Here is a 17090-nt window from a genome sequence, read left to right as displayed (position 1 = left end):
CGCGCGTGCCTTTGACGTATGCGCCGGCGACGGGGACGAATGATGGCAAACGCAGCTTCGATGACGCTCGACGGTACCCTGAACGACTGGTCCGCCAGCGACCGGATCGACCGCGGCCTCGGCACGGGCTACGCGATCTATGCGCGCAGCGACGGCGCCGATTTCGCGTTCGCCATGACCGCCCCGACCGCGATCGGCGCAAACACCACCGCGTGGCTCAACACCGATCGCAACACGACCACTGGATACCAAGTGTTCGGGTTTGCCGGAGGCGCCGAGTATAATGTGAACTTCGCCGCCGACGGCACCATTTCCCTGTACAGCGGCAGCGCCGGTGAAACGCTGATCGCGAGCGGCCTGCAGGCGGCATGGTCCGCCGATCGCACCACCGTCGAGTTCAAGGTCCCCAAGGCGGCGATCGGCAATCCGCAGGCGATCGACACGATCTACGACGTCAACGACACCGCGTTCCTGCCGGGCAATTATTCGAACCCCGCCTTCACCGTCTTCAACGATACCGGCGTGGTCGCCGACCCCGCGCACCGGATCGCGATCGTCTGGTCCGAATCGACCGCCAACGCCTATTTCAGCAAGACCGCCTATTCGCAGCTGTTCATGGCCGCGCAAAGCCAGGCGATGCAGGCCGGCGTGCCGTTCGACATCCTGACCGAAGACGACCTGACCAGCCTCGCGACGCTGGCGAAGTACGACACGATCGTCTTCCCCTCGTTCCGCAACGTCGAGGCAGGCAAGGCCGACCTGATCGCGCAGACGCTGGAGCAGGCGACCAAGCAGTTCGGCATCGGCCTGGTCGCAGCCGGCGAATTCATGACCAACGGTGCCGACAATGCCGCGCTCGCCGGCGACTCCTATTCGCGGATGAAGCTGTTGTTCGACGCGACGCGCGTGACCGGCGGCTTCCCCGCCGACGTTACCGTCACGGCGAGCGACGCGTCGCACCTCGTGCTAGACGGCTACGGCGACGGTCAGGTGATCCGCCAATATACCGGGGTCGGCTGGAACGCCTTCACCAGCGTCAGCGGCACCGGCACGACGATCGCGACCGAGACGGTGAACGGCCAGACTTACAGCGCCGCGATCGCCACGCAGACCGGCGGGCGCAACGTGCTGTTCTCGAGCGAGGCCGTGATGGCCGACGACAATCTGCTCCAGAAGGCGATCGATTATTCGGTCCACGGCAACGGCCTGTCGGTCGGGCTGCAGATGACCCGCGAGGCCGGGCTGTTCGCGTCGCGCGTCGACATGGACCAGAGCCAGCAGACCGACGAGGTCAATCCGGCCGGCACCGCGCCCGGCATCTACGACAAGCTGCTGCCGATCCTGACCGAGTGGAAGACCGCGTATAATTTCGTCGGCAGCTATTACGTCAACATCGGCAACGACGCGGCGAACGGCCAGGCGACCGACTGGGCGGTCTCGCTTCCCGTGTACAAGGCACTGCTCGATGCCGGCAACGAGGTCGGCTCGCACAGCTATACGCATCCTGAGGACACCAACCTGCTGACCGACGCGCAGATCGCGTTCGAGTTCGGCCAGTCGCGTGCCGAGCTCGAAAAGCAGCTGAGCGCGTATCTCGGCAAGACCGTCACCGTCGGCGGTGCCGCGGTGCCGGGCGCACCCGAGCAGATCGCGACCAGCCAGGAAATCCTGAAATACGTGACGTATCTCAGCGGCGGCTATTCCGGCGTCGGCGCGGGCTATCCCAATGCGCTCGGCTATATGACGCCGCAGAACGCCGCGGACGACAAGGTGTATATCGCGCCGAACACGTCGTTCGACTTCTCGCTGATCGAGTTCCAGAAAAAGACCGTTGCGGAAGCGGAAGCCGCCTGGGCGAAGGAATTCGGTGCGCTGACCGCGAACGCCGATGCGCCCGTCGTGGTGTGGCCATGGCATGATTACGGCCCGACGATGTGGGCCAGCGACGGTGCGACCAGCCTCTACACCAAGCAGATGTTCACCAGCTTCATCGCACAGGCCGCTGCGGCGGGCATGGAGTTCGTGACGCTCGCCGATCTCGCAAGCCGGGTCAGTGCGTTCCAGAATACGACGATCACCTCGACCGTGGTCGGCAACACGATCACCGCGACGGTCGGCGCGACCACCGGCACGTTCTCGCTCGACGTCGATGGCCAGAGCAGCGGTCAGGTGATCAAGGGGGTCGCCAACTGGTATGCCTATGACGCGGACACGGTGTTCCTGCCGAAATCGGGTGGCACCTATGCGATCACGATGGGCGCGGTCGCGGACGACGTGACACACATCACGGCGCTGCCGATGCGCGCGACGCTGACCACGCTCAGCGGCGACGGCCGCGACCTGGCCTTCACCGCCGAGGGCGAGGGCAAGGTGACGATCGACCTGAAGGCAGCCGGCACCGACTGGACGACGGTCAGCGGCGCGACCATCGCCAGCCAGATCGGCGAGATCCTGACCATCGATCTCGGCGCGATCGGGGCGCACGACGTCAAGGTGGGGCATCAGGCCAATGTCGGTCCTGTGCTGACGTCGTTCGGCGGCGGCACCACGGGATCGCTGTCGATCGCCGAGAACGGCACTGCGCTGACCACCATCACCGCGACCGACGCGAACATCGTCTGGGGCGATTCGATCAAATATTCGATCGGCGCTGGCGGCGACGGCGCCAATTTCACGATCGACGCGACCTCCGGCGTGCTGAAGTTCGTTGCCGCGCCTGACTACGAGGCGCCGACCGACGCCAACCGCGACAACATCTATGCGGTGACCGTGGTCGCGACCGATGCCCGCGGCGCGATCGATACGCAGGCGCTGGCGATCAGTGTCACCGACGTGGTCGGAATCACCAAGACCGGCACGATCTTCAGCGAGACGATCAACGGCACCAGCGAGCAGGACATACTCGACGGCAGCTGGGGTAACGACGTGCTCAACGGGCTGGGCGGCAACGACAAGCTCACCGGCGGGCTCGGCAACGACACGCTCAACGGCGGCGCGGGCAACGACACGCTGATCGGCGGCGACGGCAAGGACGTGCTCAACGGCGGCGACGGCAACGACATCCTGATCGGCGGCGACGACATGGACACGATGACCGGCGGCGCGGGCGCGGACATCTTCCGCTTCGAGGTGAAGGGCGACAGCCTGACGTCGTCGTCGCGCGACGTCATCACCGACTTCACCGTCGGCCAGGACAAGATCGACCTGTCGATGATCGACGCCAACAGCTCGCTGTTCGCGCGCGGCGACCAGGCGTTCAGCTTCATCGGCACCACCGCCAAGTTCACCGCACCGGGCCAGCTCCGCTACAGCTACCAGATGATCGGCGGCAAGGAATTCACGATCGTCGAGGGTAATACCGATAGCGGCTCGGCGGCCGACTTCTCGGTCGCATTGACCGGCCACCATGTCCTGACCGCGAACGATTTCTTCATGTAACCGGCGGCATAGGCCGGCGGTGTTATGGCGGGCATAGGCTTCCAACTAGCGAGAACCGCACGGGAGGGCGGCGTCGGCGGGATCGTCGGCGCCGCCGCGTTCGGTGCGGTCATCAGCGCCGGCCCCTGGCTGATCACCGCGGTGGCGATGGCGATGCTCAACCACTGGTCGCGCGCGCATCTCGGTACGGACGGCGCACAAACCGTCCAGACGATCCTCGTCTATGCGTTCAGCCTGTCCGCGCTCGCCGCCGCGCCGATCGGCATCCTCGCGACCCGAATGGTGGCGGACTGCATCTTCGCGCGCGATGCCGCCGGCGTATCGGGGATCATGCTGGTGGCCCTGGCAGCCGGGGGCGCGATCGCACTGGCGATCGGCGCGGTGGTATTCGGGATGCTTGCCGGGCTGCCGCCGGTGCAGGCGCTGCTGGCGACGCTGATCCTCGCCTGGCTGACCCAGGTGTGGATCGCCGCGCCGCTGCTGACCGCGCTGCGCCGCTATCGCGCAATCCCGCTCGCCTATCTGCTCGGGATCGGCGTTGCCGCAGCGGCGCTGGCGCTGATCCCGCACCCCGCGACCGTTACTGTGCTGGCCGTGATCGCGGGCGGCATCGGCCTGACGCTGGCGGCGATCGTGATCGTGATCCGTCGGCATTTCTCCGCGCCGCCCGTCCTGCCGCACGGCGATGCGATGGCGCCGCGGCTCGCACAGATCGTCGCGGCGGCCGGCGTCGCAGGCGTCGCCGCGATCTGGATCGACAAATGGCTGTTGTGGCTCGGTCCCGACAGCGTCCACGCGATCGGCCTGTTGCGGCTGAACCCGATCAACGACCAGGGCAGCTTCCTTGGACTGCTGACGATGGTGCCCGGCCTGACGCTGCTGTTGATCGTCACCGAGACACGGTTCGATCGCGCGTTCGGCGACATGATCGTCCGGTGTACCGGCACCTCGACGCTGCAACGCATCGAAGAGGCGCGCAGCGAGGTCGTGCGGACGATGTTCGACGGGCTGCGACTGATGGTGCTGGCGCAGGCGCTGGTCGCCGCGCTCGCCTGGGTCTTCGCCGTGCCGCTGTTCGATGCGATCGGCGCGGACGCCCGCGCGATCTTCGCATTCCGCCAGACCGCGCTCGGCACGGTATTCCACCTGGTCGCGATCGCGACGACGGTGGTGCTCGCCTATTACGACCTGTTCGGTCGTATCCTGCTGACCTGGACCGCGTTCGCGATCGGCAGCGCGCTGGCGACGCTGCTGCAATGGGATGCGGGGTTCGCAGCGTTCGGCTGGGGGTATATGGCAGGCGCAGTGGTCGGCGCATCGGTCGGCATCGCACTGGTCGCCGAGGCCAGCGTGAACCTCACCTATCTGCTGTTCGTCGGCAACAATCCCTCGGTCGTGGGACAGGGAGGGCGATTATTGTGACGGGTATTGCGGCGGGCTTCACCGATATGGCGCGCCGACTGGTGCTCAGGCGGATGCTGGCGCTGGGCGCGATCGTGCCGACGCTCGGATTTCGGGCGCCGCCGGGCCGCAAGGCCCGTGACGCATGGCGCTGGGGCGTCGACTATGGTGCGACGACCGATCCGGTACTGGCGCGACAATGCCGCCTGCTGGTGCTCGAGCCACATCACGCGCGACCGATCGCGCCCTTGCGCGGACCGGGCAGCAATCTGCTCGGCTATGTCAGCTTCGGCGAGGTCGAGCGCACCCGGCCGTATTTCGCCGCGCTCGATGCGGCGGGTGCGCTCGGGCCCGCCAATCCCAACTGGCCCGATGCGCGGATGGCCGACCTGCGGCATCCGGCATGGCGCACAGCGGTGCTCGACCAACTCGTGCCCGCGATCCTCGCGCTCGGCTATGACGGAATCTTCATCGATACGATGGATAACGCCGAAGCGATGGAGCAACGCGATCCGGTGGCCAACAAAGGCATGGTGGCGGCAGGCGCGACGCTGATCGCCGCCGTTCGTGCGCGCTTCCCGAAGATCAGCATCATGCTCAACCGCGGTTATGCGATGCTGCCCGACGTCGCGCCGCAGATCGATCACCTGCTCGGCGAGGCAATGGCGTCGCGGTGGAATTTCACCACCAAGCGATATGAGCTGCTGAGCGATTCAGACTGGGACTGGCAGGCAGGACGGCTGCGAGCGGCGCAGGCACGCAATCCCGCGCTGACGCTGATGACGCTCGATTACTGGGAGCCGAGCGATCCAAAACAGGTCGCGGCACTATATGCGCGCGAGCGGGCGGCGGGGTTCCACCCCTATGTCGCGACGCTCGCGCTCGATCGGCTGCTGCCGGCGCCGACCGGGTGAGGATCGCCCAGTGAGAATTGATCGTCACAACGGACGCCTCGCGCTCATCGTGCCGGCGCTGGCGGGGCTTGGCCTGCTGGCGGGCGGGCTCATGCTGTTGCCGGGACGCCGCGAGATCTCGCATGCAGAGCGTCGGGCGCAGCCACTGGCGGCGGTCGGCACGACGCTGCCCTCCGCTACCCCGTTCGTCCCCCCGGTATTGCCGCCGGCGCATCCGACGATCGCCGCGGTGATCCCGACTGCCGATGCCGCGACGCTCGCAGCATTGACCGCGCGGCTGATCGACGCGGGTCAGCCGGTATCGACGACGCAGGTTGCGTACGATCTGGTCGCAGCGGGACGACCAGCGGTGGCGCTCCAGTATCTCGCCGAGCGACCCGACGGGGCAGCGCCGGCAACCTGGCGGCTGCGCGTCGACCTGCTGCACAAGACCGGACGCGCATCCGAAGCAGCGGCACTGGTGGCGCAGGCAGCGCGTACCCGCGGCGTGCCGGCGGCCGATCTGGTCGCCGCAGCCTATGCGATCGACCGGACCGACCTAGTGATCGTCGCGGCAGCGAACCATGTCATTCCGCCGCCCGATGCCGAACTCGCGCTCGATCTGGCGCGGCGCGCGGACACGGCGGGGCGTGACGATCTGATCGCGCTGCTCGATCGAACGCGGGTGGACTGGCGTGCAGGCGATCCCTGGCTGGCGATCCGGGTCGCGGCGCGGACCGGCGACCGGGCGGCAGGACTGCGTGCCGCCGATCGCCTGCCGGCCGACCAGCGCGAGGCGGCGCGCGAGACGATCCTTGCCGGCGACCACGAGGGTCTGCGCACCGAGTTGCTCGCGCGTGCCGATACCCGGCCGGCCGCGGCGGCGGAGCGGTTGCTCGCCGCCGGATACCGCGACGATGCGCGCGCGGTGCTGCGGCGTGCGGCGACCGGCCTGCCACCGACGGCACCGACGGCGCAGCGGCTGCTGTACCTGATGGGGCCTCGTCCGGCAGCGGATGATCTCGACTGGCTCAAGCAACAGGCGTTGCGCGGCGACGCGGCGGATCAGCGCGGCTGGCTGTCCGCCTATGCCGAACGCGACCGTCCGGCGGAGGCGCTGGCGTTCCTGTCGCGGCATCCGCTGGCGGCACGCACCGACGTGATGCTGACGCGACTGGCACTGGCACGGGCGGCAGGCAACGACGCGGCCGGGCGGGCGGTGCTGGCGGGCCTGCTCGAGGGGCGTGCGCTCGATGCGTCGCAGATGCGCACGCTGTCCATCGCGGCACCGGCGAAGCTCGAGCCTGCTCAGGCGGCGGCGATCGCACGGCGGCGGGTCGCGGCAGGGATCGCCGATCCGCGCGACCAGCTCGATCTGGCATGGACGGCATGGAACGCGGGCGATGCCAAGGGCGCAGCCGGGTGGCTGCGCGATCATCTGGCGACGACCCCGACCGACCTGGCTGCACTCAGGCTGATGGCCGACGTCCAGGCGCGGCTTGGCGGCGACCGTGCCGCCCGGCCGTGGCTGGAGCGCGCGCTGGCGCAGACCCCGCCGCAAAGCCGCGCGCGCGCGGAAATGCTCGATCGGCTTGGGCGGCGCACCGAAGCGGTGGCGCTGGTCGAGGCATTGCGCGTCGAGACGCCGCAGGACCGGGCGCTGGCGGCACTGCACGCGCGGCTGTTGATCGCGCAGGGCCAGCCGGGTCGCGCGCGTACGGTGCTGGCGCCGTGATCGCCCTCGCCCTCCTGCTCGCGGACGCGCCGGTCATGGTCGTGCCCCCCACGGTCTTTGCAGACAGCCGCGTGGTCGCTCCCGAGACGGTGCTCGCCTGGCCCGACGATGCGAGCCTGCGCATGACCGAGAGCGACGGCGAACTGGTCGCGCGGTTCGCCCGTCCCCTGTCGCCGGAGCGGATCGAGGCGTTCCGCAAGGCCGCGGGCGATGCGATCGGCGACCTGCGCTGGAACGACGACAGTCTCGTGCTGCGTGCCGCACCCGGCTGGGGCATGACGTGGCGGCAGGCGGGATCGGCCGTCGCGCTGGCCTTCACGCCGCCGCTCGAGGATATGGGTGCCGATCCGGTCGACGATACCGCACCCGACAGCGCGCTGGCAGGAATCGAGGCGGATGTCGCCGCCGGCTATCCCGGACAGGCGGTCCGCGCCGCGACTCGTCTCGCGCGCGCGTATCCTGCCGATCGCCGGGTGACCCGGTTGCTGGCCGATACGCGCATGGCGGATGGCGACGTGCGCGGTGCGGCATTCGGGTATCGTGCGCTCGCAGCGGACGACATGACCGCCCGACGCGCGATCGCCGCGGCACCGGGTACCGCCAGTATCGGCGTCACCGCACGCGATGGCAGCGACCTGTCGCAGGCCGAGTTCGCCGCGCGGATCGATGCCGCGATCGGCACCGATCTTTCCGCAGGCGGTGGTGTCCGCCATATCGTCAGCCGGGTCGAGGACGGCACGCGGAGCGGCGATACCGTCATCGACGCGTCGCTGCTGGCGGCGTTCGCCGATGCGGTACGCGTGCAGCTACTCGCCTCCGCCGCACTCGACGACGCCGTCACGGGTGGTGGCGTAAAGGCGGTTGCCGGCTCCGCCGATGCCCAGTTCCGTGTGACGTTGACCCGGCACATGCCCGACTATTCGACGCCTGCGCAGGTGATCGCGGGTGGCTATCTGTCGCGCGCCCTGGTCGGCGTGACCTACCGCCTGACGCCGGGGTTGCTCGTGCAGGCCGATCTCGGCGCGAACCGCTACGGGCTGGCGGGCATGACCGGTGCCAGCGACACGGTGATTGCGAACGCCGGCGTCGACTATCTGATCCGCCGGCAGTTCCCGGCGCTCGCGCTGACCTACCGGTTCGAAGCGGAATATGTTCAGCGGATGCGGGTCGGGCTCGATGATCTGGTGCTCGTGCCGCTGGCCAGCAGGGAGAATCATACGGTGCAGGGGCTCGTGAGCGGCAGCTTCGGCGCGGTGCAGATGACCGGGCTGGCGGGCTGGACGGTCGATCGCTTCGGCGGCGACGGCCCGACCGCGAGCCTCGGCATCGCCGCGCCGATCGCGGTGGCGTGGCGGATCGAGGGCAGCGGCGGCGTCACCTCGATCGCGCGCCCCGGCTTTTCGGGGCGGCAGCTGTTCGCCCGCGCGCAACTGACACGCAGCCTCGGGGATACGCAGTGACGCAGCACGAACAGGGTCGCGGCGGGACCTCGAGATGGCGGCGAGTCGCGCGGATCACCACCGAGATGACCACCGCGTTCGTCGCGCTGGCGGCGCTCGATTGGTGGCTGACCGGCGGGACCGGCTTCGCGCAAATCCAGCCGAACCCCTATTGGCTGCCGGTGCTGGTGATGGCGCTCGCCTATGGCACGGGCCCGGGCGTGCTTGCCGCGGCGATCGCGTCCGCGCTGTGGCTGGTCCATGTGCACGAGGATGCGGGCGCACGCGATTATCTCGACTATCTGTTTCACCTGTCGGTGCAGCCGCTGCTGTGGTTCGTCACCGCGGGGGCGGTCGGCGAGGTGACGATCCTGCGCACCACGCGCCAGGATCGGCTGGAAACGCGCGGCCGTGTCGCCACCCGCAACCTGGCGCGGCTGACCGAGGCGTTCGCGACGCTGTCGCACACCAACCGCCGCCTGCAGGTGCAGATCGCCAGCGAAGCGCGCACCGTCGGCCATGCGATCGACACCGCCACGCGCCTTTCGTCGATCGACCCGGCGGAACGGCGCGGCGCGATCGGCGAACTGATCGCACTCGCCGCCCGGACGGACGATTTCACCTGCTACCGCATCGCCGGGGACGAGGCCCGCGCCTGGCTGCGCGGATCGGTGACCGCAGGCCGACCCGACATCGTGCCGGTCGGCCTGCGGGAGCGGATCCTGCGGCGCCGCGGCATCCTGCATGTCGCGAACCGCGGCGACCGGAGCGTGCTGGACGGCATCGGCGTCGCCGCGATCACGCTGGTCGATCCAAAGACCACGACGGTCGCCGGCTGCCTGATCCTGCACACGCTGCCGTTCGACTCGCTCAATGCCAACCGGATCGCCGACCTGAACGAGATCGCCGCCTGGCTGACCCCGCTGATGGCCGATACGCCGCGCGCGACGCAGCGACCGGTGAGGTCGGCCGGGCTGGTCGCATGATCCGCGGCTTGATCGCGCTTGCCGTGCTGGACGGGATGCTGGCCGCACTGTGCTGGGTTGGCGGTATCCCGGCGGGATGGGCACTGATAGGCCATGCCGTGCTCGGCGCGCTGGGCTATGCGGTGTGGCTGCGCGGCGGTGCAAGGACCGGCTTCGCGGCGGCGATGCTGGGTGTGCTGGGGCCGCTCGGCCTGCTCGCCACGCTGCCGTTCGCGCGGCTCCTGCCCGGCTTCGCGGAACGCAGCGACGACGCCATGTTCGGTCCGGTCCGCGCGCATGCCGCACGACGCGGCGCCGGCCTCGCGGTTGCGCGCATGCTCGACGGCCGGGTTCACCACGCGACCCCCGAAACGCTCAGTTCGCTGGTGACGATCATGCGCCACGGCGATGTCGCCGCCCGGCGCCGCGCGCTGGAGACCGTCGTGCGCTCGTTCGAGCCCGCCTTGTCGCCGCTGATCGCGCTCGCGCTGACCGATGGCGACCAGACCATCCGCGCGCTCGCCGCCGCGGCATCGGCGCGGGTCGCGGAGAATCTGGTCCTCGCCCGCGCCAAATTATCCGCCCGCATGACCACCGGAACCGATCCTGACGCCGCGACGGCACTCGCGCGGTTGCTCGCGGATCACGCCCGATCGGACGTGCTGCTCTCCAATTCGCAGCGTGTGCATCTGCGCGAAGACGCGGTCGCGACGATGGTTGCCGCAGTCTCGGTCGAGGACGACGCCAGCCACGGCGCGCTGCGCGATTCGTTGACGATCGAGGCGCTTTGGGCGGCGGGCGACTATGCGGCGATCGACCGGATCGCAACCACGCTCGTCGCGCGGCCCGACAACGGCAAGGCCCTGCCGGCAACCGGCGACCGCAGCGCGACGCAGGTGGCGGCATGGTGGCAGACGGGGACGATGGCATGATCCCGCTGTCGGCGCTGGCCACCCCGTCGCGCGTCGCGGCGACCGAACTTCCCGATGCCGATATCTGCCTGATCGTCGAGGGCGCCTACCCCTATGTGATCGGCGGGGTATCCGGCTGGTTGCAGGACCTGATCACGCACCTGCCCGATATCCGGTTCGTGATCGCGGCGATTAAGCCCGGCGCCGACCTGCTGTCATTCCAGCTGACGCCGCCGCCCAATGTCGTCGGCATCGTCGAGATCGGCTTGGCGCCCGCGCCTGCCGCCCCGCGATCGATCCCGGACCGGATCGCCGCGCCGATCGCCGACGCGCTGGTCGCCTTCGTCGCGACCGGCGACGCGGTGCGGCTGACGACGCTGATCGACCTGATCGGCAGCATGCCGCGGCCGCCTGTCCCCGGCGACATATTGTCGCACCCCGCCGTCTTCGCGCGACTGCGGCGGCATTATCAGGCGATGCTGCCCAAGGCCTCGTTCCACCATTATTTCTGGGCGATGCGGGTGTTGCTGGGCGGGCTGCTGTCGGTGCTGACCACGCCGCTGCCGCGGGCGAAGGCGTATCACACCATCTCGACCGGGTTCGCCGGGCTGCTCGCGGCACGCGCCGCACGCCAGACCGGGCGGCCCGCCTTCATCACCGAGCACGGCATCTACCTGCTCGAACGCCAGATCGAGGTGATGATGGCGGACTGGATCGGCGACCAGGTCGATACCGGGTTGGAGCTCGAACGCAGCGTCCGCGACCTGCGCGACCTGTGGGTGCGCGCGTTCACCAGCTACGCCACCGCCTGCTACGACAGCTGCAATCCGATCGTCGCGCTGTATGGAGAGAACACGGCGGTCCAGCGCCGCCTCGGTGCCGCCGCCGACCGAGTCCGGGTGATTCCGAACGGCATCGATTCGCGGCGCTTCTCGACGCTGCCGGACCTGCGCGACCCCGCGCATCCGCTGGTCGCGCTGCTCGGCCGGGTGGTGCCGATCAAGGACATCAAGACGTTCGTCCGCGCCGCCGCGATCGCGCATGCCGAGCGTCCCGACCTGCGCTTCGTCGTGCTCGGCCCCGAGGACGAGGATCCGGAATATGCCGCCGAATGCACGCGGCTGGTCGACGACCTGGGGCTGGCGCCGGTGTTCCGGTTCGTCGGGCGCGTCCGGATCGAGGACTGGATGGCGAAGATCGACCTGCTCGTCCTCACCAGCCTGTCCGAAGCGCAGCCGCTGGTCATCCTGGAGGGCGGCGCATGCGGTATCCCGGTGGTCGCGCCCGACGTCGGCAGTTGCCGCGAGATGATCGAGGGTCGCGGCGGTGCGGACTCTGGGCATGGCGGGATCGTCACGCCGCTGGTCAATCCGGCCGCGACCGCGGCAGGCATATTGACGATCGCCGGCGACCCGGCGCTGCGTCTGGCGATGGGCGAGACGATGCGCGAACGCGTCCGCCGGGATTACGATCACGACACGATCATCGGCGCCTATGCCGAGCTGTATGAAGCGTTGATGGCGCGCTGAGGCGTTTGCCGTTTCGTCAGGATCACGGAACTCTGTTGCTTACGACCCGCCGGTCACCACCGCGTCCGCCAAGTCCGCCGCCGCCGGCCCGGCCAGCAGCGGTATGGCTGCGATCGGCAATGCCGCGCCAATCGGTCCGGGCAGGGCCTGGACGATGGCTGGCCTGATCCGCGTGTCGGTGGCCGGCGCGAGCAACCGCGCCGGTCGGAACGCGGCGCTCGGCACCTGTGCGCGGTCGATCGGCGCTAGCACCGGATCGAACGGGCCGAAGGTCTTGGCGCGCACCGCCCGCGTGTTGCGCGCCGGATCATAGGCCGGCACGCCCTGGTCGATCGCCGCCGCCTGCAACCGCCCGAGCGTCGCCAGCAGGCGAGCCTCCGCCACATAGGCGCCATAGGTGGCGTTGACGAACACGAGTTGCGCGGTCAGCAGCCGCTGCTCCGAATCGAGCACCTCGAAATTGGAGCGGAAGCCCTCGGCGAAACCGCGCTGGACGCCAGTGAGCGCGGATTCCGCCGCCTCGGTCGCCAGCCGCCCTGCCGCCATCTGATCGCCGCCGGCCACCGCCTGATTCCACGCATTCTGCGCGTTGGCGAGCGCCGCGCGCCGTGCGACCTCGACGTCGAATCCGAGTTGCTGGCGTTCGGCGATAGCGGCGCGGACGCGCGATCCGATCACGCCGCCGGTCAGCAACGGCATCGTCAGCGTGACGCCGCCGGCCGCCTGCGCGCCGGCATCGCGGAGCTGGTAGGAATAGGGGCTGGCATAGCCATAGCTGCCCGTCAGCGCGACGATCGGTGCGCGTTCGGCACGTTGCGCGGCGATCCGCGCATCGCCCGCCTTGGTCGCGAGGATCGCCTGCCACAGGCTGGGACTTTCCTTCTCGACCACCGCGAACGCCGCATCGAGCGAACGCGGCAGGCCCGGCAAGGTCGGCGGCGCCAGCAGCGTCCCCGGATTGCGCCCGACCACGGTGGCGAACCGGCCGCGGCTCGCCTGGAGGTTGACCGTCGCCTGCGCCAGTTGCGCGCGGATAATCTCGCGCTGCGCCTGAGCCTGCGCGATGTCGGTGCGGGTCAGGTCGCCACCGCGTTCGCGCGCGACCGCCTGCGTCACCTGCCGGCCATAGGACTCGAGCGAGCGCCGTTGGATCGCCACCAGGGCTGCATCGCGGCGCACCGACACGAACGCGTCGACCACCTCGAGCAGGATCGCGTTCTCCGCCTCGCGCAGCCGTTCGCGGCCCGCGAGCACGCCAGCCTCGGCAGCGGAAACCTGCGCCGCGGTGCGCCCGCCGTTGAGCAGAATCTGCGACGCGGTGAGCGTGGCGCCGATCGTCCGCCCACGCGCGGTATCGAAATCGCCGAGCAGCCCGCGCTGGTCCTGCGACTGATATTGCAGCGTCATGTTGATCCCGGCGTTCAGGCGGTACGCCGCGCCCGCCTGGACGATCTGTTCGTCCTGCGCGCGCAACTGGGCACGCTGCCCCTCCAGTGCGGGATTGCTGCGATAGGCGTCGGCGATCGCCTGGCCCAAGGTTTCGGGCGCGCCAGTCTGCGCGTCGGGTGCGGTCTGCGCGATCGCCGCCGACGCCGGCAGCATCAACAGGGCGGCAAGGCGAAGCATGTCAGCGTTCATGGAGCGACCGTGAAAAAGCCTCGGTCAGCGGATCGAGCAGATAATCCAGCGCGGTGCGCGACCGCAGCTTGACGAGGACGGTGACGGGGACGCCCGCGCGGATCCCCGTATCGCGACCGCGGACGGCCTCGATCTTGGCGATCTGATCGCGTGGCACGGTGATCTCGGCGCTGAAATAACTGTGCCCGCTCTGCTCGTCGCGCAGCGAATCCGCGGACACCGTGCGCACCGTGCCGAGCAGGATCGGCAGGTCGCGTTCGTGCAGCGAGAGGAACTTCACCTCCGCCTCGCGCCCTGCGAACACGCCGTCGATATCGCCCGGCGAGAAGTTCGCGCGCACCACCAGCGGCGCCGCGTCGGGGACGATGTCGAGGATCGCCTGCCCCGGCTGGATCACGCCGCCGACCGAGAACACGCGCAAGCCGACCACCCGGCCGGTGACCGGCGCGCGGATGATCGTACGCGCCAGCTGTTCGCGCGCGGCGGCGAATTTCGGCATCACCTCGTTCAGCTGGAACTGCGTGTCGCGGAGCAGCGTGGCGCTGTCCTCGATATATTTCCGGCGCGTCTGGACGCCCTCGGCGCGGGTCTGGCCGATCTGCTCGCGCGCCGCCGCCGAGCGCGAGACATAGTCCGCGTCGGTCCCCTCGAGCTGCTGGATCGAGCGTTCGATCGCACGCACCGTGTTGCGCGAGACATAACCCTGGTCGGCGAGCGTCCGCGTGGACTCGAGCTGCTGGCGGAGCGATGCGCGCTGGCGGGCGGTCGCCTGCGCCTGCGCGTTGAAGCCATTGGTCTGCTGCGCGACGGTCGCCGCCTGCTGGCGGAGCACTGCGCCGTTCGCGGCAAGTGCGGCCGCGCGCGCCGAACGCTGCGCGATCTGGAGCGACTTCGCACGTTCGACCAGCCGCAGGTCGTCGCCCTGCGCGGACGCGAACTCGGTTGGCCAGACGATCGCACCGCCGCGGACGTCCGCCTCCAGCCGTGCGCGCTGCGCCTGCAGGTCGATGACGCTGGCGGCGAGCGCGCGTTCGCTCGCGGTGACCTCGGCGCCTTCGAGGCGGAACAGGATGTCGCCGGCGCGGACGTGCTGGCCGTCGCGCACCGCCATCGCCGCGACGATGCCGCCCTCGCGGTGCTGGACGGTCTGGCGATTGCCCGCGACGACCACCTGCCCGTCGCCCGCAGCCGCCGCGTCGAGCCGCGCGAACGCCGCCCAGCCGAGCCCGACGACGAAGAACAGCACCGCGACGATCACACCGACCAGGATCGCGTGGCGCGGCGAATCATCGAGGCGCAGGCGATCGGCCAGGCTTTCGCGTCCGGCGGCCGGCACCGGGCTGGCCAGTTCGGCGGGGATCATCGTACGCCTCCCGCAGCCGAAACCGGATTGGCCATGGTGGGCCGCACCACTTTTGCGCGCTCGTCGAAGAGCTGGATGGCGCCGTCGCGCAGCACCATCACCTTGTCGACGGCCTGGAGCAGGCCGGTGCGATGCGTCGAGACGATCACCGTCGCGCCACGCTGGCGCAGGGCTGCCAGCGTCGCCACCAGCCGGGTCTCGCCCTCGCTGTCGAGATGCGCATTGGGCTCGTCGAGGAACAGGATTGTCGGCGCGCCGAACAGCGCGCGAGCCAGCGCGACCGACTGGTTCTGCCCGGCCGACAGCCCGGATCCGTCCGCCATGCTCAGCATCGTCGCATAGCCGTTGGGCAGACCGAGGATCACCTCGTGCGCACCCGCCGCCTGCGCCGCCTCGACCACGGCCGCGTCTAGCTGTTCGCTCTCGCCCGCCAGCACCGACTGGAAGCGCGAGATGTTGGTATGCACGCTGGTCGGGAACAGCGACGGCGATTGCGGCATGTAGCCGACATGCCGGCCGAGCTGCTCGCGGTTCCAGTCGGACAGGCTCGCACCGTCGATCCGCACCTCGCCAGCATCGGGCGACAACGCGCCCGACAGCACGCGCAACAAGGTCGATTTGCCGGCGCCGCTCGGGCCGACCAGCGCGACGATCTCGCCGGGCGCCACCGCAAAGCTGATGTCGGACAGCAGCGCGCGGTCAGTCCCCTCGGCGCGCACGGTAATGCCGCGCACGTCGATCCGGCCGGTTGGTACAGGGAGCGTGGTGGCGTCGATCGCCGGCCCCGGCAGCGCGCAGAACGCGTCGAGATCGCGGTAGGCGTTGCGCGCGGCGGCGAGCGGCTTCATCGCGCCGAGAATTTGCTCGACCGGCTGCAACGCACGCCCCAGCAGCAGCGACGCCGCAAAGATCGCCCCGCCCGAAATGTCCTGCCGGATCGCCAGCAGCGCCCCCAGCGCAAGCGCGAGCGATTGCAGCAGCAGGCGGAGGAACTTGGTGATCGCAAGGAACTGGCCCGATGTGCCGGCGAGCGCGGACTGGCGTCGCACCAGTTCGGCGCGTTCCAGCAAGTGGCGGGTGATCAGCGCGTTGCGCATGCCCATCACCCGAGCGACCTCCGATCCATGGATCGACACGTCCTGCTCACGCGTGGCAAGCACCGCGCGCGCATGCGTATCGCGGGCGGCGGCGGCGGTGACGCGGTCGCTGGCAATCGCGATGCCGCCCAGCAGCAGCGCGCTGACCAGCGCCAGCACGCCGATCCACGGGTGGAGCAGGAACGCGATGCCGATATAGATCGGCGCCCAGGGGGCATCGAACAGCGCGATGATGGTCGGTCCGGTCAGCGTGCCGCGCACCGTATCGAAATCGCGCATCGCCTGGCTGCGCTGGCCGATCGTCGCGCCGTCGGTACCGAGGATGCGCAACAGGATGCCCGGCGCGGCCTGGCGTTCCAGCCGCATGCTCGCGCGCAACAGCAGCCGCATGCGGACGGCATCGAGGATCGCGAACACGACCAGCGCGAGCACCAGGATCAGCGTCAGCAGCAACAGCGTCGCCCCGCCGCGGGTCGGCACGACCCGGTCGTACACCTGCAGCATGAAGATCGACGGCACGAGGTACAGGATGTTCACCAGCCCCGAGAACAGCGCGGCAAATAGCAAGTGCCGCCGACAGCCACGCACGGCCGCGCCGAGCACGTTGGCGACCCGATCCGAAGCCATCGTCGCAGGTACTGGGGAGGAGATCGCCATGCCCCGGGCTTTAGCGACGAAAGG

General features: G+C 69.6%; 11 protein-coding genes. 8 read left to right on the top strand and 3 right to left on the bottom strand.

Features of this window, described 5'->3' with window-relative positions; translation table 11 throughout:
• Nucleotides 1–42: 42 nt before the first annotated feature.
• Genes VH567_RS11565 through pelF form a run of 8 tightly spaced genes read left to right on the top strand, consistent with a single transcriptional unit; the run spans nucleotide 43 to nucleotide 12311 of the window.
• Nucleotides 43–3438, top strand: coding sequence for a M10 family metallopeptidase C-terminal domain-containing protein (locus tag VH567_RS11565; protein ID WP_423326221.1), 3396 nt, complete (start codon nucleotides 43–45; stop codon nucleotides 3436–3438).
• A 24-nt stretch (nucleotides 3439–3462) separates the two neighbouring features.
• Complete coding sequence (gene pelG / locus VH567_RS11560) at nucleotides 3463–4860, top strand: exopolysaccharide Pel transporter PelG (RefSeq protein ID WP_423326219.1); 1398 nt, start codon at nucleotides 3463–3465, stop codon at nucleotides 4858–4860.
• The gene (locus tag VH567_RS11555) at nucleotides 4857–5753 is read left to right on the top strand and encodes an endo alpha-1,4 polygalactosaminidase (RefSeq protein ID WP_423326217.1); all 897 of its coding nucleotides are present in this window, start codon (nucleotides 4857–4859) and stop codon (nucleotides 5751–5753) included. Before pelG ends, VH567_RS11555 begins: the two co-directional genes overlap by 4 nt.
• Before the next feature lie 10 nt (nucleotides 5754–5763).
• On the top strand, nucleotides 5764–7467 hold the full coding sequence (locus VH567_RS11550) for a hypothetical protein (RefSeq protein ID WP_423326215.1): 1704 nt from the start codon (nucleotides 5764–5766) through the stop codon (nucleotides 7465–7467).
• A complete protein-coding gene (locus tag VH567_RS11545; RefSeq protein WP_423326213.1) occupies nucleotides 7464–8927 on the top strand; it encodes a hypothetical protein in 1464 nt (487 codons plus the stop codon). Before VH567_RS11550 ends, VH567_RS11545 begins: the two co-directional genes overlap by 4 nt.
• Nucleotides 8924–9892 (top strand): hypothetical protein, encoded by a 969-nt coding sequence (locus tag VH567_RS11540; protein WP_423326211.1) that lies wholly within the window; start codon nucleotides 8924–8926, stop codon nucleotides 9890–9892. The genes VH567_RS11545 and VH567_RS11540 overlap by 4 nt, the downstream gene beginning before the upstream one ends.
• Nucleotides 9889–10803, top strand: coding sequence for a hypothetical protein (locus VH567_RS11535; protein ID WP_423326209.1), 915 nt, complete (start codon nucleotides 9889–9891; stop codon nucleotides 10801–10803). The genes VH567_RS11540 and VH567_RS11535 overlap by 4 nt, the downstream gene beginning before the upstream one ends.
• Nucleotides 10776–12311 carry a GT4 family glycosyltransferase PelF gene (gene pelF / locus VH567_RS11530; RefSeq protein WP_423326207.1) on the top strand — a complete coding sequence of 512 codons (1536 nt, stop codon included), beginning with the start codon at nucleotides 10776–10778 and terminating at the stop codon, nucleotides 12309–12311. The genes VH567_RS11535 and pelF overlap by 28 nt, the downstream gene beginning before the upstream one ends.
• A 39-nt stretch (nucleotides 12312–12350) precedes the next feature.
• Here pelF and VH567_RS11525 read toward each other — a convergent pair whose 3' ends face one another.
• From VH567_RS11525 to VH567_RS11515, 3 genes are read right to left on the bottom strand one after another with little or no spacing between them, the layout of a single operon-like run.
• A complete protein-coding gene (locus tag VH567_RS11525) occupies nucleotides 12351–13949 on the bottom strand; it encodes a TolC family protein (RefSeq protein WP_423326205.1) in 1599 nt (532 codons plus the stop codon).
• Nucleotides 13939–15312 carry an HlyD family type I secretion periplasmic adaptor subunit gene (locus tag VH567_RS11520; protein WP_423326203.1) on the bottom strand — a complete coding sequence of 458 codons (1374 nt, stop codon included), beginning with the start codon at nucleotides 15310–15312 and terminating at the stop codon, nucleotides 13939–13941. Before VH567_RS11520 ends, VH567_RS11525 begins: the two co-directional genes overlap by 11 nt.
• Nucleotides 15309–17036, bottom strand: coding sequence for a type I secretion system permease/ATPase (locus VH567_RS11515; RefSeq protein ID WP_423326540.1), 1728 nt, complete (start codon nucleotides 17034–17036; stop codon nucleotides 15309–15311). The genes VH567_RS11520 and VH567_RS11515 overlap by 4 nt, the downstream gene beginning before the upstream one ends.
• Nucleotides 17037–17090 lie beyond the last annotated feature (54 nt).

This window comes from Sphingomonas sp. 4RDLI-65 (assembly GCF_049472435.1).
Classification (GTDB): Bacteria; Pseudomonadota; Alphaproteobacteria; order Sphingomonadales; family Sphingomonadaceae; genus Sphingomonas.
Note: the sequence above shows the minus strand (reverse complement) of the source record. Positions and strands in the feature narration are given on the sequence as shown.

Coding starts and splice junctions, on each gene's coding strand:
- VH567_RS11535 (WP_423326209.1), top strand. CDS start 9,889: ATGATCCGCGGCTTGATCGCGCTTGCCGTGCTGGACGGGATGCTGGCC.
- pelF (WP_423326207.1), top strand. CDS start 10,776: ATGGTGGCAGACGGGGACGATGGCATGATCCCGCTGTCGGCGCTGGCC.
- pelG (WP_423326219.1), top strand. CDS start 3,463: ATGGCGGGCATAGGCTTCCAACTAGCGAGAACCGCACGGGAGGGCGGC.
- VH567_RS11515 (WP_423326540.1), bottom strand. CDS start 17,036: ATGGCTTCGGATCGGGTCGCCAACGTGCTCGGCGCGGCCGTGCGTGGC.
- VH567_RS11565 (WP_423326221.1), top strand. CDS start 43: ATGGCAAACGCAGCTTCGATGACGCTCGACGGTACCCTGAACGACTGG.
- VH567_RS11525 (WP_423326205.1), bottom strand. CDS start 13,949: ATGAACGCTGACATGCTTCGCCTTGCCGCCCTGTTGATGCTGCCGGCG.
- VH567_RS11520 (WP_423326203.1), bottom strand. CDS start 15,312: ATGATCCCCGCCGAACTGGCCAGCCCGGTGCCGGCCGCCGGACGCGAA.